The 23,603-nt window shown below is 41.8% G+C and carries 13 protein-coding genes; 8 read left to right on the top strand and 5 right to left on the bottom strand.

Going from position 1 to position 23,603, the window contains the following annotated elements:
• Positions 1 to 2: 2 nt before the first annotated feature.
• Both VL121_RS14760 and VL121_RS14755 read right to left on the bottom strand, forming a co-directional pair.
• A complete protein-coding gene (locus tag VL121_RS14760) occupies positions 3 to 1,436 on the bottom strand; it encodes a GMC family oxidoreductase (protein ID WP_325406645.1) in 1,434 nt (477 codons plus the stop codon).
• Positions 1,437 to 1,511: 75 nt separating this feature from the next.
• Complete coding sequence (locus VL121_RS14755) at positions 1,512 to 7,796, bottom strand: fibronectin type III domain-containing protein (RefSeq protein ID WP_325406643.1); 6,285 nt, start codon at positions 7,794 to 7,796, stop codon at positions 1,512 to 1,514.
• Positions 7,797 to 8,316: 520 nt separating this feature from the next.
• Between VL121_RS14755 and VL121_RS14750 the strand changes: the two genes are divergently transcribed.
• Together VL121_RS14750 and VL121_RS14745 are read left to right on the top strand one after the other, a co-directional pair.
• Positions 8,317 to 10,335 carry a T9SS type B sorting domain-containing protein gene (locus tag VL121_RS14750; protein ID WP_325406641.1) on the top strand — a complete coding sequence of 673 codons (2,019 nt, stop codon included), beginning with the start codon at positions 8,317 to 8,319 and terminating at the stop codon, positions 10,333 to 10,335.
• A gap of 325 nt (positions 10,336 to 10,660) precedes the next feature.
• Positions 10,661 to 11,137, top strand: coding sequence for a lipocalin-like domain-containing protein (locus VL121_RS14745; RefSeq protein ID WP_325406639.1), 477 nt, complete (start codon positions 10,661 to 10,663; stop codon positions 11,135 to 11,137).
• A gap of 14 nt (positions 11,138 to 11,151) precedes the next feature.
• On the opposite strand, the gene VL121_RS14740 is transcribed toward VL121_RS14745, so the two are convergent.
• Positions 11,152 to 11,772, bottom strand: coding sequence for a SprT-like domain-containing protein (locus tag VL121_RS14740; RefSeq protein ID WP_325406637.1), 621 nt, complete (start codon positions 11,770 to 11,772; stop codon positions 11,152 to 11,154).
• The gene (locus VL121_RS14735; protein WP_325406635.1) at positions 11,765 to 12,154 is read right to left on the bottom strand and encodes a hypothetical protein; all 390 of its coding nucleotides are present in this window, start codon (positions 12,152 to 12,154) and stop codon (positions 11,765 to 11,767) included. Before VL121_RS14735 ends, VL121_RS14740 begins: the two co-directional genes overlap by 8 nt.
• A 254-nt stretch (positions 12,155 to 12,408) precedes the next feature.
• Here VL121_RS14735 and VL121_RS14730 point away from each other — a divergent pair, with 254 nt between their 5' ends.
• The 3 genes from VL121_RS14730 to plsX all read left to right on the top strand — a co-directional run bounded on the left by VL121_RS14730 (position 12,409) and on the right by plsX (position 14,193).
• The gene (locus VL121_RS14730) at positions 12,409 to 12,948 is read left to right on the top strand and encodes a YceD family protein (RefSeq protein WP_325406633.1); all 540 of its coding nucleotides are present in this window, start codon (positions 12,409 to 12,411) and stop codon (positions 12,946 to 12,948) included.
• 11 nt (positions 12,949 to 12,959) lie between these two features.
• Positions 12,960 to 13,151 (top strand): 50S ribosomal protein L32, encoded by a 192-nt coding sequence (gene rpmF / locus VL121_RS14725; protein ID WP_324558976.1) that lies wholly within the window; start codon positions 12,960 to 12,962, stop codon positions 13,149 to 13,151.
• A gap of 97 nt (positions 13,152 to 13,248) precedes the next feature.
• A complete protein-coding gene (plsX, locus tag VL121_RS14720) occupies positions 13,249 to 14,193 on the top strand; it encodes a phosphate acyltransferase PlsX (RefSeq protein ID WP_325406631.1) in 945 nt (314 codons plus the stop codon).
• Between the two features lie 114 nt (positions 14,194 to 14,307).
• Here plsX and VL121_RS14715 read toward each other — a convergent pair whose 3' ends face one another.
• Positions 14,308 to 15,300, bottom strand: coding sequence for a beta-ketoacyl-ACP synthase III (locus tag VL121_RS14715; protein ID WP_325406629.1), 993 nt, complete (start codon positions 15,298 to 15,300; stop codon positions 14,308 to 14,310).
• A gap of 230 nt (positions 15,301 to 15,530) precedes the next feature.
• On the opposite strand from VL121_RS14715, the gene ruvA reads away from it, so the two are divergent.
• The 3 genes from ruvA to VL121_RS21725 form a co-directional block, all read left to right on the top strand.
• A complete protein-coding gene (gene ruvA, locus VL121_RS14710; RefSeq protein WP_325406627.1) occupies positions 15,531 to 16,115 on the top strand; it encodes a Holliday junction branch migration protein RuvA in 585 nt (194 codons plus the stop codon).
• Positions 16,116 to 16,148: 33 nt separating this feature from the next.
• Positions 16,149 to 23,393 (top strand): T9SS outer membrane translocon Sov/SprA, encoded by a 7,245-nt coding sequence (gene sov / locus VL121_RS14705; RefSeq protein WP_325406625.1) that lies wholly within the window; start codon positions 16,149 to 16,151, stop codon positions 23,391 to 23,393.
• A 78-nt stretch (positions 23,394 to 23,471) separates the two neighbouring features.
• Positions 23,472 to 23,603 (top strand): NAD-dependent epimerase/dehydratase family protein (locus tag VL121_RS21725; protein WP_414635427.1); only part of this gene is annotated, 132 nt, incomplete at its 3' end.

Here is a 23,603-nt window from a genome sequence, read left to right as displayed (position 1 = left end):
TATTAGAAGATTTTATCCGCAGCCATTAATGATAATGCAGATAATGTAAGCGTAGGATTTGCCGGAGTGATACTTGGATAAACCCCGCTTCCTAAAACGAATAAGTTTCTATACTGATGATGGATGAGATTTTTGTCTACAACACCATCCTCTTTTGAATTACTCATCCGAACAGTTGAACAAATATGGTATTCAGATTTCTGAAAATAGCCATCCATCTCAATTTTTTCTATTGGCAAGAAAGAAAATATTTGATCAATATTACCTTTCAAATTATTCATTGCCTTATCTACGTACGAACTATGCTTAGTATATTCAACTTTTGGTTTTAAGAGATTATCACTCAAAACAATCTTATTATTGTCGTCAGGCAGATCTTCAAATATAAATTTTAATTTTGCTATTCTCCGCCACTTTCCGGGCTCATTCCGAATAAAGGGTGTATTAAAGCTCTCAATAATGCAAGCGGCCTCATCCTTTCGATGGTCTCCATCATAAAGCATGTACCCATTAGCCGTAATAATCGAACTTCCACCAACATTATCAATATCTTTAAAATATAAATAGACAAATGTTCCTCTTTGCTCACACAGGCCTTTTCCTGTTTTCGGATTGGTATCACCCGAATTTAATAAAATATGTGCATTAAAGATTGGGTTCGCACCCAAAGCAACAATTTCAGCATATACTTCGTAGTCTTTCCCATCGTATTGGTAAGCTACTCCCTTTATCTTATCATTCTCTGTGAGCAAATGATGCACCTGCGAACCATAGCGTATCGTCACTCTTGAATCGGCATATAAATAACCCAATGTGTTTTCAATAGTGAATTTACTATTTACCGGGCATAATCCACAAACCGCGCTTGTACAACACGCATTCCTGTTACCCGTTGCTACAGTAGCTCGGGCAGATGGCTGACTAATGTATAGCTCTTTATACCTAGCCTGAATTAATTTATCTATGGAAGAAAGTTTTTGCGGTGGCAAGGAGTAAGGTTTGCTTTTGGGAAACGGCGTAATATCCGGGCCACCGATCATCATTATTTCTTCAGCCTGAGTATAGTAAGGCTCTAATTCATCATAGGATATCGGCCAATCCTGACCAACACCATAGAGCGACTTAATCCTGAAATCATTGGGTAAAAATCTTGGGGTACAGCCTGTCCAGCAATTAGAACTACCTCCAAAATTTGGATCAAACATCCATACTTTATCTTCGTTATTGTTGATAAAGGTATCGCCTGTTTTAGCTCTTTTTTCAAATACATCTGATTGCTCTCCCCTTGCAACCTTTAGCCGTTCTGCATAAGGGTACATTATTCCCCTTTCCAATACGAGGACACGATTACCCGGAGGAGATTTTTCAAGATATTTCCTTAAAAAAAAACTTGAGGCAAACCCGGTACCCACCAGTACAAGATCGAATTTTTCCATTCCTTTTGTCAAAATTTATATCAAAAAAATGGAAGCATACACCGTATGCTTCCATCTAAAATTAAATAACTATATCTATTTTACAACAATAATGGCTGTTTTCCCCCCTCCAGGCATTCCCAAAAGTTGAAGTCCGTAAATCCCGGGAGACAGCCTGCTTCCTTTTAATCCCAGCTTACGCTCGTTAATCCCCTTTTGCAGATTCATTACTGTAGTAGAAAATACTAACTTCCCGGAGATGTCCTTAAGCATTACAACAATCCTATTAACAGGATTATCTAAAGAAAGCTTAAGCATGATATCATCTACAAAAGGATTAGGGTAAGTACCCACTATTACATTCCCAGCTGTTTTCGGATCAGCAACGGAATGTTCATGTAACAACACTGCATCCTTATTGCCGGTTTGGACAACTTTTCTTCCTGAAGGTATACTAATGTCTGAAGGAACAGCCTGAATACCAAGACTATTAATATAACCAAATCCGCTAACGATTGCCGGAGTAAGCGATATCAAAACACTTCCGTTCTCATCCGGAGCAACATTATTAATTTGTATAGTGTTCATGGTATTGTTCTTCGCATCCAAATTCACGTTTTCATTTCCTATAGTGTAGGTGGTTACCTGACCCTTACCCCTGTCCTTACATCCGCCATAGAATACAAAATTGTACCGCATGGTCTGGTTTAATCCATCAATCCGTAATTTTCCTACCTGGCTATACTCTAAGAAATAAAAGGTAGACATTACGATATCAGGAACAACCCCGGAATTATTACCTGTTGTAAGAGAATTATCTTGCCGGTTAGTACCGCTGAAGGAATTTAAGCTACCTACTACTGTCATATTGATACCTGTATTCTGATTGTCATCATTCAAAAGGTTTGGCAAAATAAATCCTTCATACACCAATTGATTCGTATTATTCCATGGCGCAGGTTGCGATGGGCCAAGTTCTGAACCGTCATTAAAGTTAATATTAACCGCATATTTAATTGTAGCACCGCTAACATAATCACTGAAATCGGAAAAGCCGGTACCGGAAACAGCTCTCACCTTATAATAGTAGATCGTACCGGTGGTTAATCCTTCATTGGTATATGTAAATACATTACCAGGAATAGTAGCAGGAAGCTTCAAGTATGTACCGTTTGGAGCATCAGACCGCCAAACTTCAAAACCTGATAAATTTGTTGTGTTAGACTTCCAGGAGAGGCTGATCGAACTTCTCGTGCTTTTGCTCATGTTGAGATTGGTGGGAGGAAGAATTACGGTATTATCATACTCCTGGATCACCATAGCATTTACAACAGCATATTTATCCGTATCAGCTTTAATTACTACATCAATAATACCCTGATCAGGCATTAAATTATTGATTTGTACTGTTTGTGAACCATTATTGGTTGCATTTAGTGAAACGGTTTGACTTCCTGCTGTAAAATACGTTACCTGCGGTTTAGTATATGATCTGCTACCAAAAAAGATTAAATTATACCTTTTATTATTGTTCAACCCGGAAATCCTGACTGTCTTCTGAGGAGAGGAAGCTTGTGTGTAGAAATAATATCCTGTCATCATTACACTATCCGGAAAAACTCCCGAATTATTGCCAGTGACTATGCCCCCGTATGTCTGTGGCCACTTTTCGAGTAATTTTACACTCATCGTAGTAACCACGCCGGTTTCCTCTTTGAGATTAGAAATTGTAGTATTCGCTGCTACTGAAGTAGATCCTACCTGTGCAGCGTTAAAACTATTCCAGGGCATAAAATTAACCGGATAATCCTTATTATTAAAGTTTACAAAGACAGAGGTAATATATTTATCTGTAACAATAATCTTTACCGTTTTAACAAAAGCTGCCCCATATTGATCTTTTGCTTTAATACTGATACCTTCATAAGTTCCGATGTGCGAACCTGTAGGAGAAAGCTGAATAACCCCATTACCATTGCCATTATCTGTAAAAGTGGCAAAGGAGGGCAAATTCGATGCGGAAAGTGTAATTACATCTCCGGGATCATCTGTTGCAGTAACCGTAACAGTCTTTACATTTCCACTTTTTGCATAAATATCTTCAATATTAATAACCGGCGCCCTGTTTGGTGTGGTTACTTTAACAATCAAAGAATTTGAACCGCCATTAGCATTTACTGCTCTAACAAGATAATAAAAAGTCTTATTTCCGGTAACCGTATTATCTACATAAAATGTATCATCCTTATTGCTGGCACCCGGATTGAGTAAAACATAGCCGCCTGTCATATAGTTAGAACGGTATATTTCATTCCGAATGGCGTTATAAGCCATATTCGTCCACGTTAATTTCACAGCATTTAAACTATTCACAAATACTCCCGTTACATTTTTAGGATTAACCGGAATCGTTCCGTCATCGGGGTTGGTTACTACTGCATGGGCTACCTTTAAAATAAAGGAAGCAGTATCCTTTCCATTCCGTCCATCATTTACATACGCTTTTACACGATATTCTCCTTCATCCCCATATTTTGGATTAAATGTTAATACGGCCGACCTGTTTGCGGAAGCTACTGTAGCGAAACCAGGTAGTCCGGAATAGGACCAGGCAAGCTGATCCGTTGCATCATTATCTGTTGCCGACAAATTAACCTGTAAGCTTTCCTGCTCTTTAACAGTTGCATTGAGGATAGGTGTAATCTTAGGCACATAATTATCGTTAACTATAAGATTAAACTGAGCCGTATTTATATCCCCCTGCGGATTGGATGCTGTTACACGAATATTGCTGTAAACACCTGCGTCAGATACGGAAGGATTAAACGTAATCACCCCTTTTCCATTAGCGGTTTGATTAAACACAGCAAATAAAGGCAGGTTACTTACCTGCAATGTAATTACAACCGGCGAGCCCGAAGTAGCTTCAACACCTAACTGAAGTTGTGTACCATAACGCATATATACATTTTCAATAGGTACAACAGAAGGTACAACACCCAGTGTTCTGGCGTCTTTTTCATTACTGTATCCTGATTTCCCACCTTCACCTTTTGCCCTTACTTTATAATAAAATAAGGAGCTGGGGTATAATTCGGCGTCATTATACGAAGTTGTGGTTGGCGGGAGGGTAGCCAATAATACATAATCCTGATTCCCGTTATATGAACGATACAACTCAATACCAGTTGCATTTGTTGCATTATTTACCCAGGCTACTTTTATAGCGGAATTACTAATGCCAACAGCGGTTAATCCATTCGGAGCAGCCGGCACAGGTGGTGGCGCTAATGTTGTGGCGCTGGCTAACATATCCCCTAATACACTAGCCGGTATGTCCTGTTTTGTAACGCCTGGTCCCTGATACTTCACAATTAACGCTTCACCTCCCGTTGCTTCAAAGAATGTAACCCTGATAGCATGCACACCTGCTGTAAGAGTAACTTGTCCTGGTATTTCATTAGCAGAATTGTGCAATCCATCATTATTCACTACCGGATTATTATCAATATATAAACGTGACCCATCATCGGACTGTAAATAGAACGTATATACACCACCGGTAGTAATGTTAATAAATCCATCAAATTTTACAGCAAAATTGTCCGGTCTCATTTGCATTCCCAGTCCAAACGCACCCACTTTCCCTGTTTTAAGGGGAGTCATTGTGTTGAAATCGGGAACTACTGACATACCGGTTTTTTCATAATAAGCATATTCTATACCCGGACCAGCCTTATCAAAGTCAGATTCTCCATACTGATTGATCGCCCTGATTTTATAGTAATAAGTTGTGGAAGGCTGTACTAATGTATCTGAAAAGCTGGTGGCATTGGCAGGCAGTACCCCAATAGTGATAAAGCCACTCAAAGGGTCTGTAGAGCGGTACAGTTCAAAAGATTTCTCATTGGCACTGTTATCGCTCCACGTAAGATTTATTTTTTTAAAAGAAACCACCGTGGCCGTCAAATTAGATGGTTTAACAGGAGCCTCTCCCGCAGGCGGAGATGGAGGATCAACAAAAGCAGCATCGGGAATGGGAGTCATCGCCCAGCCATTCGGATTAGATTTTTGCCAGGATATACTCATACTTGCCCCACCGCCTTTCTGGAAGAAAGTAACGGCTATAGGGTAAACGCCCGCTGCAAGCGTTATCGAGCCGTCTGCATTCTGTGAACCGTGTAACCCGTCATTATTAACCAATGCTGCAGCAGTGTGGTTGTAGGTAGAAAGATATAATTTGCTCCCATCATCAGAATTGGTTCTAAAAGTATAATTTCCATTGGAAGGAATGCGAATATAGCCCTCCCATAAAAAAGCGTAATTCTCTGCCTGGCTGGCGTTTGCAAGCGTTACATTAGGCACTACACCGGTTGAAATGGGTGTTAATAAATTAAAGTCAGGCAAATTGTCCCAGGTGCCGGTGTAATGCTTAAAACTAAGTCCTTTGGCCAGAGGCTGAGCAGTTACCTGGTTGCTGGGGGCTGATTTGTTACCCGCAATATCAACTGCTTTAACAGTAAAATTATAAATCTTGCCATAATCCAATCCATATAGCGTGTACCCCGTTTCAGAAGTAACATAGGATTTAATACCATTGATATAAATCTCATAATGATCCAAACCCACATCATCAGTTGATTCTTCCCATGCAAGTGCTACATAATTTCTTGTTGTGCCAGTTACATACAGGTTACCCGGTGCCGTGGGAGGCTCAATATCCTTTTGCGTAGCGGCAGATGCTTCATTTGAAACCGGAGATGCTGCGGTATTATTTACAGCCCTTACGATGTAATAGTATTTAACTCCCGGAGTTAATCCCTCTTTTATGAAGGAGAACACATTTCCATCAACGAGGCTAATAAACTGATAAGGTCCGCCAGACTGAGTTGCCTGGTAAATTTCAAAATTGGTTTGAGGGTAAGCCGGGTTCGGATTACTGCTCCAGTTCAGCTTCAAAGAAGTATAGGAAAGCGGGATAACAATCAGGTTGGTTGCCGCGTCTGGCTTGTTAGTACCATTAGCATTAATAACAGTAAAAGGATTACTAAATGTGCTGGCACAGCCAAATTGTTCAGTAACCTTCACCTTATAGCTACCTATACCCACTCCATTTACAGCATTACCATTACTGAGGGTAGTAGTATCACCCACTTTCTCCCATTTATAATCCGCATAACCGGCAGGAACTTCTAAATTTACAGTAGTTTTTCCATCAGGTGCGGGTAACACTTTACTTCCTAAACCACTTACTTTTATTGTAGGTGGTATAGTGCTGGTTTTGTATTTAATTTCAACTGGAAGAGGTGACCAATCTGACCAGGTTGTTCCTTTTCTTATCCGACAGGAGTAAACGCCAATATCTGTTACCGTAAGCGTATTGGAAGCAGTTCCTTCCCCGGTAAGCAATACACCATTTTTCCGCCACTGGTATTCATTGAATCCTGCAGTAACACCTATGGTTGTATTAACAGAACCCGGACCTGTATTACAGAATTCAGTTTTGCCATACAAGGGCCATGGATTGGCTTTATTGGCACGATTTAAAAACGGAAAATAATCGGCTTCGCCCCATGCAGAATACCAGCAGCCATGACCCTGATTTGGATATTCTGTATAAGTGAAATTCGCTCCCGCGTTCTGTGCAATCTTATTAAGATATTGTGAACTAATAGGCGAAGGATTTAGGTCTAACCCTCCCTGAAATAACCAAATGGGAGTAAATTTATTATTGATAATAATAGTGTTTAGGCTTGAACCAGAACTACTTATAGGCAGGCATGCTGCAATCAGGTTTGGGTATGCCTCAAAGAATTTCCAGGTAGAAAGCCCGCCCCCGGAAAGCCCGTCTACAGATATTCTGAAAGGGTCAACATAAATCTGAGGAATAAGAAAATTTTCTATCAGTTCTTTTATAAACCCCCTCCTTTCACCACCCCAGCTACCATCCGACTCATCTGTTTGCGGATACAAAAGAAACCCATTAAAAGTGCCATTATCTACTGCATTCTTATGCAATTCTCCTCCGTGAAACAACTGATATTCGTTATCGTAAATACTACCTCTCTCCCCTTTACCATGAAAGAAAAGGAATAATGGGTATTTGGTATTACCTGAAGCATCGTAGTTTTTTGGCCATTTAAGCCGAAAAGGAATCCCTTTATAGATATACGCCTTAAACGAAGAAGTGTTCCAGGGTAAACGGTTGGTTTTTACCCATTTCCCTGGCTCGCCAAATACCGGCTCGGCTGGCGGATTACCGGGATTATACACTACAACCGGATCGTTGGGATTAAAAACCTGTCCTACAACAGGTATAGCCATTCCCGTAATAAATACTAACAAACAACCCCAGACTAAATTGCGTACGAATCGGTTCATATTAAGTTTTTTTCTGTAACAGTATAGAGGTTCCAGGGAGGAGATTGGGCTTAGAAGAAAGGATTAGTGTTTATGAAAACAATAACTTTAAAACTGCTTAAATGCTCATTATACGAAAAAAAAATGGAAACAGGCTTGTCAAAAGACGATTGGAAATAAATTTGACGCCGAAGTACAGACTTTACAACATCAATAAGGAACTGCAAGGTATAAAAGTATTTTTGATTATTCAACATCTTAACATAAGAATTTTATCTGGAATAAGCGCATGCTGACAACCAGCGTATTAAAAAATCCCGCATTTATCATTCATCAAAACATACAGCTTATTTGTTAACTGCATTCATAGAAAGCATCCACTTGAATGATATTTTACTAACAGCTTATACATCAAAACAGGAGCATTTGGTTTTGTTACCTGTAGTTATAGCTGTATAATTGTTTCTGGAAGTAGCCAATGCAACGTTTCTTAATATTTTTTACTCACCTCCCTGTTCAATAATATCATTATTTTTCAATAATGCACTGGAAAACTATTCCTCTTATTTTCATCTGTACCACACTGCTAAGTAGTGCTTACGCGCAAACCTGTACCAACTTAGGACAAAACCCGGGTACAGCATTCCCGGTATGTGGCACATCTACCTTTACACAACAAACCGTTCCGGCCTGCGGGGGGCGCTTAATTCCTGTTCCCGGCTGCGAAAACGATGATGCCGCCTATGGAGACCTCAACCCATTCTGGTACAAGTTCACCTGTTTTGCTTCAGGTACACTCGGCTTTACCATTACCCCGCTTACTGAATCTGATGATTACGACTGGCAATTGTTTGACATAACCGGCCATAATGCCGCAGAGGTGTACACTAACCGAAATTTATACATAGCCAGCAACTGGTCTGCACGTCCGGGTGCAACCGGTACCGCTTCCAATGCCGGTTCGTTTACCAATTGCGCCGGATTCGACTACCCTAATAAAAGTAAAATGCCCACCCTTATAGAGGGTCGCCAGTACCTTTTATTAGTGAGCCATTTTACCATAACCAACCAAAGCGGATATAAGCTCAGCTTTACAGGCGGCACCGCCAATATAACCGATCCAAAAATTCCGCATCTCCAGAACGCAAGAGCGTATTGCGATGGTACCAATGTTATTGTGAGGCTGAATAAAAAAATGAGATGCAATTCTCTTGCGGCAGATGGAAGCGACTTTACAGTTTCAAATCCTGCCTACTCCGTCATTGGGGCATCTGCAGCCGGTTGCCTTTCGGGCTTCGATATGGACTCTGTTACACTTACACTGAACAGTCCATTACCTACCGGCGATTATTCCATTATCATGAAAAAAGGCTCAGATGATAACACCCTCTTAGATAATTGTGACCGGGGTGTTGAAGAAGGAGAAAAAATACCATTTAGCGTTTTACCGGTTCGGCCTACCCCTATGGATAGTTTAACTACGCCGGGCTGTGCACCGGGTATGCTGCAGTTGCTGTTTAAGAAACCTATCCGCTGTAATTCCATAGCCTCCAACGGAAGCGATTTTATGATAACCGGATCACCCGGTATTGCCATTGCCTCCGCTTCCGGCAACTGTAACGATAATAATACCAGTAATATAATAAACATACAGCTTACCGCCCCTGCAGTACAAAAAGGATCATATACTATAACGCTCCGGAGCGGAAGCGATGGCAATACTATTATTGATGAATGCGGGGAAGAAACACCTGCAGGAGCCGCTTTAAGCTTCACCACAAAAGATACCGTTTCCGCGGCATTTGACTATACCATTTTTTATGGCTGTAAAACAGATACCATTATATACACTCATAACGGGGCTAACGAGGTAAATGAATGGATGTGGTTGTTTGATGACAACAGCTCCGGGAACAGCAGGGAGCTTCAAAAAACATACCCGGTTTTCGGTCATAAGAATACAACACTTATTGTTTCAAACGGCGTTTGCAGCGATACCGTATCTGCAGATATTTTTTTGGATAACGAACTGAAAGCAGATTTCGAAGCCCCTGAATTTATTTGCCCCAGGGATACTACCATATACAAGGATGTAAGTACCGGCAACATTGTACACTGGAACTGGAATTTTGGCAACGGCGCAAGAAGCATCATGAAATCTCCACCTGCCCAATCATACCCGGCGCCTTTAAGAGACCAGGAATATAACATTCAGCTCATTGTTATGAATAATCATGGCTGTATGGACACCACCGTGAAAAAAGTAAAATTGGTAAGCAGTTGTTATATTGATGTCCCTTCCGCATTTACTCCAAATGGCGATAACCTCAATGATTATCTTTACCCTTTAAATGCCTATAAAGCCGCTAATCTTATTTTCAGGGTGTTTAATTTATACGGACAAAAAGTGTTTGAAACTACTGATCGTTTCAAAAAATGGGATGGAACCATTAACGGAAAGATTCAGGGTAGCGGCACTTATGTATGGGCCCTGGAATACACGCATACAGATACCGGCCGCAGGTTCCACCTAAAAGGTACAACTACGCTTATCAGGTAATGCTTTTCATTAACTGCACATATGTCATCTCTGGCACGAAATATGGATGATCATCCATGATCTATGCAAAATTTTATTCCCGGCAGTAAAAAATACGGACATTAAACAACATCCGGATAAACGGATCGTTTACATCTTTACTATTAACTCCTTACCAGTATGAAAAATGCAGATAAACTTTTCTTTGCTCTTGTTGCCATAAGTTATTTTATACTTTATGGAGTAATGGCTATGCTGAGTTAATTGCATCTTCTTAACTTTACACTTATACCTGCCTGGGCAGGCAACGCGTTACAGCTTTTCTTAATTGTTATAAAACCTTTTTATGAAGCATAGTCTTTTGTTTGGAAAATATGCACTGCTCCTCCTGCTTTTTTCCACTTTTGCATTTAGTTCCTGTCAAAAAGATAAAGGCGATGAAGCAAAGGAACCAACCAAAAAAGAACTGTTGTCAAACAAATGGAAGGTATCTGATGTAAAAAATTCAGGCGGTACCAGCGTTATTGATTTTCCTGTTCCACAGATAGTATGCCTGAAAGATAATATTTTTACACTCAAGGCAGATAACACCTATACTATTGACGAAGGAGCCGTAACCTGCGATCCTTCTTCCGCAAGTTCGGGCACATGGAGCCTGACCAGCAATGATACCAAAATTCAATTTACACCGTCCACCGGCGACCCGTTAACGTTTGATCTTATTGATGTGAATGCTACTACATTAAAGATAGCTTATGCAATTACTGATTCTGATTTTCCGGGGGCTGACGGTACGTATACCATCATTCTGGTAAAGGCATAGCAAAGAAAATTACATTATACAGGAGTTACTTCATACACCGGGCTGAATAAATACATTTTGCCCGTTTTTATTTCTAAGCACCTGATCCGCTTTCGCAACTGATCACCGCGTTTAAATACTCTGCCATCGTCTGTGCGGAATGACCCGTTAACATCAATTTGTTCTACCAGCTTTTTGTCATCCCCTTTCTGATCATATTTCCTGAGTACCCTTATCAAACCATCTTCCGCACAACTGCCGGCCGCAGGGCTACGCATGGTTGTTTTTACTTCATTTGCAATATCCGCCGGAAAAAGATCAAGCAACAGGAATTGCTGCAAAATCTCCCCATACACTAATTTCCACTCTTTTCCATGAGATGCGATCCGGTTTCCATATTTTTCAAAAGCTATAAGATGTGCCAGCTCATGCAGTAAAGTGATTAAAAATGCAAATGCATTCAGATTGCCATTTACGCTGATACGATGATTTTTTCCATGAACAGCAAACCTGTAATCTCCCAAAACACTCCTTCTTTCTTTTGTAATAGTAAGATGCACTTTATAGTGCTGAAGATATTGCATTACCGTATGATAAGCGCCGGCAGGCAAATAGGAATTCAAAGTACCGAGAGGAGCTTCGTGTTTTTTACGCATTTTTTTGCTTACCGGCTTTAAGCAGCACGCTTATTTCAAGAAAAGTATATACTAAGTAAAAGAGCATGCAGGCAATGATTGATACCTTATTTACCTTAGCCGCCGTTTGTGCATATACCAGCGCCACTACAGCCACCAATACCAGCTTTACCAGGAAAGCAATATAAAAATAACGGATAAAAAGCTGTGCGGAAGCAGATTTTGTGGCTTTTTGCTGAAACAAAAACGAAATGAAACTTAACCCGAATAAAAACGCATTGCCCCAAAGCAATACGCTTATATTAAATCCATACTGAATGAGCAGCCTTTGGAAAATCACAACCAGTGCGCCCAGGATCAGGAAAAGAAAAACAGAAGGCAGGAAAATCTTTACACCATTCATATTATATATTCTGGAAGCAAATCTACAACAACCGGCAGGGAAGGCCAATTTGGAATGTACCCTCCAATTCACGGCAATAATAACAATGCTTTTTATTGAGTTGTTGGCTCCTCCATACATTAAACTAAAGCAGCTATATAACTACCTATACATCAATGTTGGGCAAGTCGGTAAAATCATCGTAAGCAAGGTTTTTTTATCATTGCATTATTTCATCCTATTTCACTACCTTTGCAAACCTTAAAACAAAAAGCATGGCAAACCGGCATGAATATGAGATTGCTTTTGTGGGGCTGAAGCCGGGAAAGCACGAATATGTTTATGAGATAGATGATAAGTTCTTTGCAAACCACCAGCCCCAGGACTTTACAGATACACGGGTTACCGTAAAGCTGATCCTGGATAAAAAAACCGCTTTTCTCATGCTTAAATTTGAGATTGGAGGAACGGTTACCCTGGTATGCGACTTATGTGGCAATACCTTAGAAAAGAATTTGTGGGATGATTTTGAAGTACTGGTGAAAATGGTAGACAACCCGGATGAGATGAATGTATCAGAAGAAGATCCGGATGTTTATTATATATCAAGAACCGAAAGCCACATTAATGTAGAAGGCTGGATATACGAATTTATTAACCTGAGTATTCCGTTGCAACGAACATGTGGTGAAAACCCAGATGGCAGTTCAAAATGCAACCAGGAAGCGCTGGATATGCTCAGGAAACTAAATGAACGCGATACAGAACATGGAAATCCGATCTGGAAAGATCTGGATAAATTCAGAAACAATTAAAATTTAGTGTTATGCCCAATCCAAAACGCAGACACTCTCAGCAACGCAGTGCGAAAAGAAGGACACATTATATAGCTGAGACCGTGACGTTAAGTAAAGACAGCGCTACAGGCGAATCGCATGTACGCCACCGTGCACATGTAAGCGAAGGAAAGCTCTACTACAAAGGGAAGGTAGTGGTAGAAAAATCGCCGATTAAATAGCTTTTCTTTCCATTTTTAATATGGTTCCCAATTCCGGATAAATAATATTATTTGGATTTGGGATTTGTATTTTCCGGATTTTCCTCAAATTTGCTGCATGATCATCGCCTTAGATATGATGGGTGGCGACTACGCACCATTGGAAGCTGTTAAAGGAACATTGTCATACTTGTCAGAAGCACCGGATCCGGCTCATCTTCTTTTAATAGGAGACGAGGTTCAACTGCAACTGCTTTTACAGCAATACCCGCTAAAGCCGGGTTGTTTTACCATCATTCATGCTTCGCAGGTAATTGACATGCATGAACACCCTACAAAGGCGCTTAAAGAAAAACAACACTCTTCTATTGCTATAGGCTTTCATTTATTGGCCACCGGAAAGGCCGATGCTATTATTAGCGCGGGCAATACCGGCGCTATGCTGGTAGGTGCATTATACAGCATCAAACCTATAGAAGGCGTAAACCGCCCCACTATTGGCGCCTATATGCCCCGCGAAAATGGGAAATTGGGACTTTTATTAGATGCGGGTATTAATGCCGATTGCAAACCCGAAAATCTAAATCAGTTCGCTATTTTGGGTTCCTTATTCGTTCAGCATGTATGGAATATTGAAAATCCGGGCGTTGCCCTGCTGAATATTGGCGAGGAAGAAGGTAAAGGAAACCTGCTTGCACAGGCTACTTACCCCTTACTTAAAGAAAATCCCTTGATCAATTTCATTGGCAATATAGAGGGACGCGATGTTTTTCTGGATAAAGCCGATGTAATTGTTTGCGAAGGTTTTACAGGTAACGTGATGCTTAAAATGGCGGAAAGTGTATACGATATTATTAAACGCCGCAATATTCACGATGCCTATTTTGACCGCTTTGAGTTTGAACAATATGGCGGTGTTCCTGTTTTGGGCGTTAATAAACCCGTGATCATCGGCCATGGCATTTCAAACGAACCATCCTTTAAGAACATGATCCTGATGGCTCAAAAAATAGTGGAGATAAACCTTATTGAAAAAATTAAGAAGAGTTTCAAACCACAATAATAGATTCCGGCCGGATTACTGCGGGAATAAGTACAGGTGAGGTTACTGGAATTATTCTATAGCTCACTGCAGCTAACAATAAACTATAAACGACAAACCATAAATAAATCGTTTTTAATATCCCCACTTAATTAATGTAGAACCCCAGGTAAATCCTCCGCCAAAAGCAGCCAATACAATATTATCTCCTTTTTTTAGCTGATCCTGCCATTCCCATAAACAAAGCGGAATGGTGCCTGCGGTTGTGTTGCCGAACTTTTGAATATTCAGCATTACTTTTTCATGCGGAAGTCCCATACGATTGGCGGTAGCGTCAATAATACGCTTGTTTGCCTGGTGGGGAACCAGCCAGGCCACATCATCAGCGCCAAGGTTATTGCGCTGCATTAATTCATAGCTCACATCCGCCATATCTCTTACCGCGTGCTTAAACACAGGTTGGCCTTCCTGGTATATATAATGCTCTTTATTGGTAACCGTTTCTACGGATGCAGGCTTCAGAGAACCGCCCGCTTTCATGTGCAGGTGATGTCCGCCGGCGCCATCGCTTTTTAAAATACTATCCAATACGCCATACCCTTCCGTGTTGGGTTCCAGCAAAACCGCACCAGCACCATCGCCAAAAATAATGCAGGTAGTACGATCGCTATAATCAACTATAGCGCTCATTTTGTCGCCTCCGGCCACTATCACTTTTTTGTACCGCCCGCTTTCTATTAGCGCGGCTCCTGTAGTTAAAGCATATAAAAAACCTGAACAGGCAGCCGCCAGGTCAAAGCCCCAGGCATTTACCGCACCCAGTTTATGACAGGCAATATTTGCTGTAGAAGGAAATATGGTATCGGGGGTAACCGTTCCCACTATTAAACAATCTATTTCATCTGCCCCTATTTTTCTTTTGTCTAAAATTTCCTGCACGGCCGGCACTACCATATCAGATGTACCCAGGTTTTGACCTTTCAATATCCTTCTTTCTGCTATTCCCGTTCGGGTAAGTATCCACTCATCATTGGTGTCTACCATTTTTTCCAGTTCAGCGTTTGTTAAACGGTATTCAGGCACATATCCGCCAACGGCAGTAATGGCGGCAGTAATTTTTGAACTCATATTCCTTGTATTTCAAAATTGGGCACGAAAATACAATTATAGTGATAAACCAACCCAGGGATACCGTTTTTCTGTTTAATTTATATTATATAAAAATCCGGCTTAAAAATTGAACAGGGAACATGCGCTTAATTTTTTGAGGAAATCCTTTCTTTATAACCCGTGCAAACAGGAATTAATAGCTTTCCTGCAAGCACAATGCTTTATCTTTGCCATCTTTACAATAAGAAATGATAGCTTTTGTTACAGGTAAGTTTGTATATAAATCTCCCGCAGTAGTGCATGTAGATGTTAATGGAGTAGGCTATGAGGTGCAGGTAAGCCTCAATACCTATTCCAAAATACAATCGCTTGAAAAAGGCTCTTTGTATACCTGGCTTCATATTAAGGAAGACGCCCATACCTTATATGGTTTTTTCGACATGGCTGAAAAAAATATATTTACCCAGTTAATCAGCGTAAACGGCGTAGGTACTTCAACAGCCAGGATGATGCTTTCAGCTATGCAGCCCGATGAGCTGGCGCAGGCTATTATAAAAGGTGATACCTTTCGTTTGGAAAAAATAAAAGGTATAGGCAAAAAATCGGCAGAAAGGATTGTACTTGAACTGAGAGATAAAATGGGCAAAACCAGCTTTGAAACCACCGGTTCCGCCCTCATAAACAATACTTTGGAACAGGATGCGTTAAATGCCCTGGTGGCACTGGGCATTGTTCGCAACGTAGCGGAAAATGCCATTAAAAAAGCCTCCGCGTCCGCTCCCTCTGCTGAAAACCTCGAAACATTAATTAAAAAAGCATTACAGCTTATTTGAGAAAAAATCTACCTACTAAACAAGAAGGGAAAATTGGCTTTACGAAACTGGAACATACTTCGTACAATAGTATGTATTGCTGCGGTATCAACATTTGGCACAGTAGTATTTGCTGCTCCTGCGCGCGCCGGTAATACATACCAGATCAGGGATACTATACCCCTGCCCCAGGATTCATTACCCGTACAGGATACATTAAAATACCCCATTTCAGACCGGCGGAGCGACCAGTTTAGCTCAACGCGTTTCCGGGGCTTCGACCTTAAAGACCCCGCTAATATTACCGATTCTATTGTTTATGATTATAAGGAGAAAAAATATTACATCATTGAAAAAATAGGTAATAAATACTACCGCAAACCTACTTCGCTCACTTTTGAAGAATTTACCAGGATACAGGCAAGAAGGCAGGAAAATGATTATTTCAGGCAGCGCGCCAATACCATCAGCTTATTGAACAGGAGCCTGCTGCGCCCTAAACTTACCGCTACCGATGATTTGTTCAACCGTCTTTTTGGAAACGGGAAGATTGATATTCGGCCACAGGGTAACGTAACCATTACCGCCGGCTACCAGGGTCAGAACATCAAAAACCCTACGTTGCCGGAGAGAGCCCGGAAAAACGGAGGCTTCGATTTTGATATGGCTGCAAACCTTAACGTAATTGCCAATATTGGCAGTAAGGTAAAACTGCCCATTTCATATAACACGCAATCTACATTTGACTGGGAAAACCAGTTGAAGCTGGAATATACGGGTACCGCTGATGAAATCATTAAAAAAATTGAGCTGGGTAATACCAGTTTCGCTTCCAAAGGCACTTTAATTCCGGGAGCCCAATCGCTTTTTGGTATAAAAACACAGTTGCAGTTTGGAAAACTTTGGGTAACCGGTGTATTTGCTACCCAAAAATCACAAAGACAGTCGAGAGCGCTGCAGGGAGGCGCATCTACATCGCAAATTACGGTGAGAGGTGATGATTATGATGAGAACCGCCACTTTTTATTGGCTCAATACTTCAATAAAAAGTACAACGATGCCATGAAAACCCTGCCGGTAATAAGCTCCCAGGTACAGGTAATGCGCCTGGAAGTGTGGGTAACCAACAGAATGGGCGGCACTACCACCGATACCAGGGACATTGTGGGATTGATGGATATTGGAGAACCCCGCCCCTTTGGACCGTGGGGAGGATCGGGAAATAACCTGGAATTGCCCGGTAATGATGCCAATAACCTCTACCGCCAGATTACCGGCAACCAGTCAAACAGAAATCCCTCCCTGGTAGTAGGCAACCTTACAGGAATGGGGTTACGGCAGGTGCAGGATTTTGAAAAGACCTTTGCACGCAAACTCGATTCGAGCCAGTATATTTATAATTCGCAATTGGGTTATGTGTCATTAAACGGCGCATTACAACCCAACGAAGTATTGGCTGTAGCCTTTCAGTATTCCTATAACGGACGGGTATACCAGGTAGGTGAGTTTTCACAGGATATTCCGGTTGATTCTACTTCCGGCGTTCAAAAAGTGCTGTTCCTGAAATTATTAAAAGCCACATCAGCACGTACCCAGCTACCTGTTTGGGACCTGATGATGAAAAATATTTATACGCTCAAAAGTGATAACGGAGACTACCTCTCCTCATTAGACCGTACCGACTTTCAGTTAAATGTATTATATGATGAACCCGGGGGAGGGCAAAAAAGATACTTACCGGAAGGCAACCAGGCAGGTGTACCTTTACTTACACTGCTGAACCTCGACAGGCTCAATAACCAAAACGATCCTCAGCCGGATGGTGTTTTCGACTTTATGGAAGGCTATACCGTTATGTCGGATAAAGCTCAGATTGTGTTTCCCGTACTGGAGCCTTTTGGCCGCGACCTTGCTTTTGCCTTTAGCGACCCTGCTCTTCAACAAAAGTATTTGTACCTGCCATTATACGACACCATTAAAGCTATAGCACAAACCTATGCCAACCTGAACCGGTTTGTAATGAAAGGAATGGCAAAGGCCTCTTCTATGGGCCAATCTGAAATATCATTGAACGCGTTTAATGTACCCCAGGGGTCGGTAACCGTTTCCGCCGGAGGACGAACACTACAGGAGGGCGCCGATTATGAAGTGAACTATAGCCTGGGAACAGTAAGGATACTTAACCAGGCCATTCTGAGTTCCGGCATACCCGTAGACGTGCAGTTTGAAAACCAGGCTGCGTTTGGCATGCAGCAGCGGAATTATATGGGACTGCGCTTAGATTACCTGGCAAACAAAAACCTTACTATAGGCGCCACTGCCGTACGGCTGAGTGAAAGACCCTATTTTACCAAGATGGGTTATGGCGAAGATCCCATACGCAATACCATGCTGGGCATGGATTTCAGCTACCGCAACGAAGTGCCGCGGCTGAACAGGCTATTGGATAAGCTTCCTTTTTATACGCCCGAAGGCATTTCCTCCATTACCGCTTTTGGTGAAGCGGCAAAAATTATTCCCGGACATGCGCCGCAGATCGGGAAAGGCAAAAACGGCCTGATTTATATTGATGACTTTGAAGGAACAAGAGCGAGTATTGATTTGCGCTTCCCGCTTATAAGCTGGGCTTTGGCAAGTACGCCCCTTGGCGCTACCGATAAAAACGGGAATGTGCTGTTTCCTGAAGCCGCACTTTATAACAACTATGATTATGGCAAAAACAGGGCAAAATTAGCATGGTACAATATTGAACCGGTATTACAGGAAAGAAGAAACGCCAGTAACCCGCTCCAGAATAATATAGAGGAGCTTTCTGACCCCCGCGTACGGGCGGTATCCCAGTCGGAAATATTTCCCCTGCGCACGCCTGATTTTGGATTAAATCAATTAGTAACATTTGACCTGGCCTATTATCCAAAAGAAAGAGGTCCTTATAACTACGATGCAACCGGCATAGACGGAACGGGCAAACTAAATAACCCGTTAAAAAGATGGGGCGGCATGATGCGCGCTATTGACCAAACAGATTTTGAAACCAATAATGTGGAATTCATTGAGTTCTGGATACTCGATCCTTTTATTAAAAATACTAACCCCGCCGGCGGGCAACTGTATTTTAATTTAGGCAATGTATCGGAAGACATTTTGAAAGATGGCAAGAGAGCCTATGAAAACGGACTCCCCACCCCTAAAATCCCTGCCCAAACAGATCATTCTATTTGGGGTACCGTTCCCGTTAACCCTATACAGGTTACACAGGCATTCAGTAATGAACCCGATGACCGGCCTTACCAGGATGTAGGGTTTGATGGCAACAGGGATGAAGACGAACAAATATTACACCAGCAGTATCTTCAAATCTTAGAAAGCACATTAGGAAGTGGCTCAGCAGCATACCAGCAGGCACTGGCCGACCCTTCTTCAGATAATTTCCGTTACTACCGGGATGGCGCGTACGATCAATCCAATACGGGTATACTCGGCCGTTATAAAAACTTCAACGGTCCGCAGGGCAACTCCCCCGTTTCATCGGGTAGCTCGGAGTTTTCGTCTGCCGCCACCATGTATCCCGATGCCGAAGACCTGAACAAAGACAATACACTTAATGAAAATGAAGAATATTTTCAGTATCGCATAGCCATTAAGCCTACTACCGATCCTGAAATGCAGATTGGAAACAACTTTATTGTTGATAAAAAAGAAGTAGCCGTACAGCTCGCGAATGGGAGTAAAGAAAATCAAATGTGGTACCAGTTCCGGGTTCCGATTGACGCGTACGATAAAAAAATCGGCAATATCCCCGATTTTAAATCCATACAATTTATCAGGATGTTCCTCACCGGTTTTGAAGACTCTACCGTACTGCGTTTTGCCAAACTGGAATTAGTAAGAAATCAATGGAGAAAATTTACTTATGAATTAGATACAGCAGGTATCTATAAACCCATCAGCCCCGCAGATCCGGTAAATTTTAATGTGGGTGCGGTAAATATAGAAGAAAACGATCGCCGGCAACCGGTTCCCTATCGCATGCCGCCCGGTATTGAAAGAGTACAATCGCTCAGCAACGGCGGTATTAATATTTTACAGAATGAACAATCCATGAACATGCAGATATGTAATCTGCCTAATGGAGAATCAAGGAGCGTATTTAAAACCATGAATTTAGACATCAGGCAGTATCGCCGGTTAATGATGTTCATTCATGCCGAAAGTGTAAATGGGCAACCTGCTTTATCCGATGGAAGAATTAATGCAGTAATAAGAATCGGGAATGATTTCATCAACAATTTTTATGAAATAAAAATTCCGCTTAAAATAACCCCGCCTGGCGCTACGGCTGACACAGATATATGGCCGGAAGAAAACAACCTCGATTTTGACCTGGGCGTACTGGAGCAATTAAAAGCGGAAAGGAATCTTCAATTGGTTAACCCCAATGCCATTTACCGGAAAACAGTGGATAGCCGTATGTATTCGGTGATCGGTAATCCCAACTTCGGCGAAGTAAAAGGATTCCTGGTGGGCATTGAAAACCCTGGTGACGGCACGGGATCGCCTGTCTGTACAGAAGTATGGATAAATGAACTCCGGCTTTCACAGATTGATGAAAAAGGCGGATGGGCCGCCTTGGGCAGGGTTGACATTGCCCTGGCCGATTTGGGTACGCTTACTTTTTCAGGCAATACCCATTCTGTTGGGTTTGGCGCATTGGAACAAAGAGTAAATGAAAGGGCAAGAGATAATTTTGCTCAGTTCGATGCTGCTGCTAACTTAGAGTTAGGAAAATTACTGCCCCGTGGTGCCGGAATAGAAATCCCTTTTTACGCCAGTGTTTCCCAAACCATCAGCACCCCGGAATATGACCCCTATGACATGGATATCAAGCTAAAAGATAAGCTGGGGGCCGCACAGGGAAATTTAAAAGACTCCATAAGAAACGCAGCCATTGATATTACCACCATTAAAACCGTAAATTTCACCAATGTAAGAAAAGTATTGCCGGAAGGAAAGCGGCAAAGATTATGGAGCATTTCCAATCTCGACCTCAGCTACTCCTATACTTCCATTAAACAGCACAATCCGCTGGTTGAAAACAACGAGATCAAAAAATATAAAGCAGGTATAGGATACAATTACACCGGCCAGGTAAAATCGTGGGAGCCATTTAAAAACATGTTCAAAAGCAAATCGGCATGGCTGGCAATGGTGCGTGATTTTAATCTCAATTTCACCCCTTCGCTTATTGGTATCCGCTGGGATGTGAACCGGCAGTTTGGCGCGTTGCGCCCCCGTGAAGTATATGTTCCGGGTACAGCTCCCAGCCCCTTTAAAATTCCCGAAACTTACGATAAGTTCTTTACTTTCGACAGGCATTATAATTACCGCTGGGATATCAGCCGCTCGCTGAATTTCGATTACGAGGCCATGAATAATGCCAGGATAGACGAGCCTGCCGGCAGATTGGATAATAAGGCAAAAAAAGATACCGTATTCCGGAATTTATTTAAAGGGGGAAGAAATGTGTTATACAACCAGCGGGCCGATCTTACCTATGCTTTACCTACTTCCAAATTGCCGGTACTCGACTGGACAAACGCCAACCTCGCCTATAAAACAACATATAGCTGGATCGGGGCATCGCGGCTGGCAATAAACCTGGGTAATACCATACAAAACAGCAACGCAAAAGCAGCTACGGTTGATCTTGATTTTAACAGGCTGTACAGCAAATTCAGGATATTCAGGGCATTGGAGCAACAGGGCGATAACGCCCCGAAACCACCGCCAGCCGGCAATCAAAAAGCAGATACGGCTAATACCAGAAAAAAGCGCAATCCAAATGAGCTGCCCGAATTGAATGGTTTTGTGAAAGGCATCGGTAAAATTATCACATCTGTTAAACGGATTAATTTCACCTATAGTGAAGGCGCTACTTCATTTATACCGGGCTATACCGACAGTACCAAATACCTGGGGCAGAACTGGGGCAGTATGGCACCTGGACTTGGCTTCATTCTGGGCAACCAACCCAATAGTAACTGGCTCAACAAAGCAGCACAAAAAGGATTAATATCAAAAGACAGCCTGCAGAATAATCTCACACGTCAAACCTTTGACCAGCAATTTACTGCTACCGCGCAATTGGAACCCGTACGCGACCTGCGTATTGATTTTAATTTGAGTAAAACATTCAACAGAACGTATAGCGAGTTGTTTAAAGACACAATTGGAAACGGACAGTTCGGCCATCTTAACCCTTACGCGGGTGGCGGCTTTAGCATCAGCTATATTGCCTTTCAAACCATGTTTAAAAAAACGGATCCTAACCTGATCAGTGAAACGTTTCAAAAATTCCAGGAAAACCGTATTGTTTTGTCGGAACGGTTAGGCGTTAAAAATCCTTATAGCCAGGTAAAGGGCTCCGATGGTTATTACTTAGGTTACAGCCGTTACGCGCAGGATGTACTCATCCCGTCTTTTATTGCGGCATATACCAAAAAAGATCCCAACCAGGTATCATTATTAAAAACAGGTGGCACCAATGTAAGGTCTAACCCGTTTTCGGGCTACCTGCCCAAACCCAACTGGCATATTGAATATGCAGGTCTCAGCCGCATAGAATCATTAAGCAAAATATTTAACGACTTTACCCTGACCCATGATTACAAAAGCACTTTGGGCATGAACGCTTTTAATTCCAACCTGCTCTTCCAGGACAGGTGGAGGTTGGGCTTTCCATCGTTTCTTGATACCACCTCCAATAATTTCATTCCTTACTTTTTAGTACCAAACATTACTATAGAAGAAAAATTTTCGCCATTGCTTGGCGTTACTTTTTCGCTAAAAAACCAGGTATCGGTAAGATTCGAGTACATTAAAAGCCGCACGCTCAGCCTGAGCCTTATTGATTACCAGTTGAGTGAAATGCGCTCTTCGGGGATAAACTTCAGCGGGTCATGGCGCATACGCGGCTTCTCCCTCCCTTTTAATATTAATTTATTTAACAAAACTTCAGACACGACCAGCAAAAGATCGGAAAGCGATGTGAAGTTTACTATAGATTTCAGCGTAACGGATAATATTACTTCCAACAGCAGGCTTGATCAAAGCAATGCTTTTGCCACCCAGGGACAAAAAGTAATTACCATTAACCCTACTATAGATTATGTGTTAAGCAACCGCATACAACTGAAATTCTATTTCGATCAGCAAAGAACCATCCCTTATATTTCTTCTTCTGCACCTATGGTAACTACCAGGGCAGGTGTGCAGGTTAATATATCGCTGGCGCAATAATGGAATTTGAGATTTAAAATTTGAAATGCACCTAACCGAACTTCGGCAAGAGTCTTTTTTTTTTGTATATTTCACATTATGAAAACAATAATTATTACCGGTGCCAATGGAAACCTGGGCGCCGTTACGGTAAAAAAGTTCCTTGAAAAGGATTACCGGGTAATTGCCATTGCCCGTTCCGGAAGCGAATTAGGATTTGCAAAAGATAAT

This window comes from Agriterribacter sp. (genome assembly GCF_035497235.1).
In the GTDB taxonomy this organism is placed as follows: domain Bacteria; phylum Bacteroidota; class Bacteroidia; order Chitinophagales; family Chitinophagaceae; genus Agriterribacter.
The sequence above is the reverse complement of the archived record's forward strand: the minus strand, read 5'-3'. Positions and strand labels throughout refer to the sequence as shown.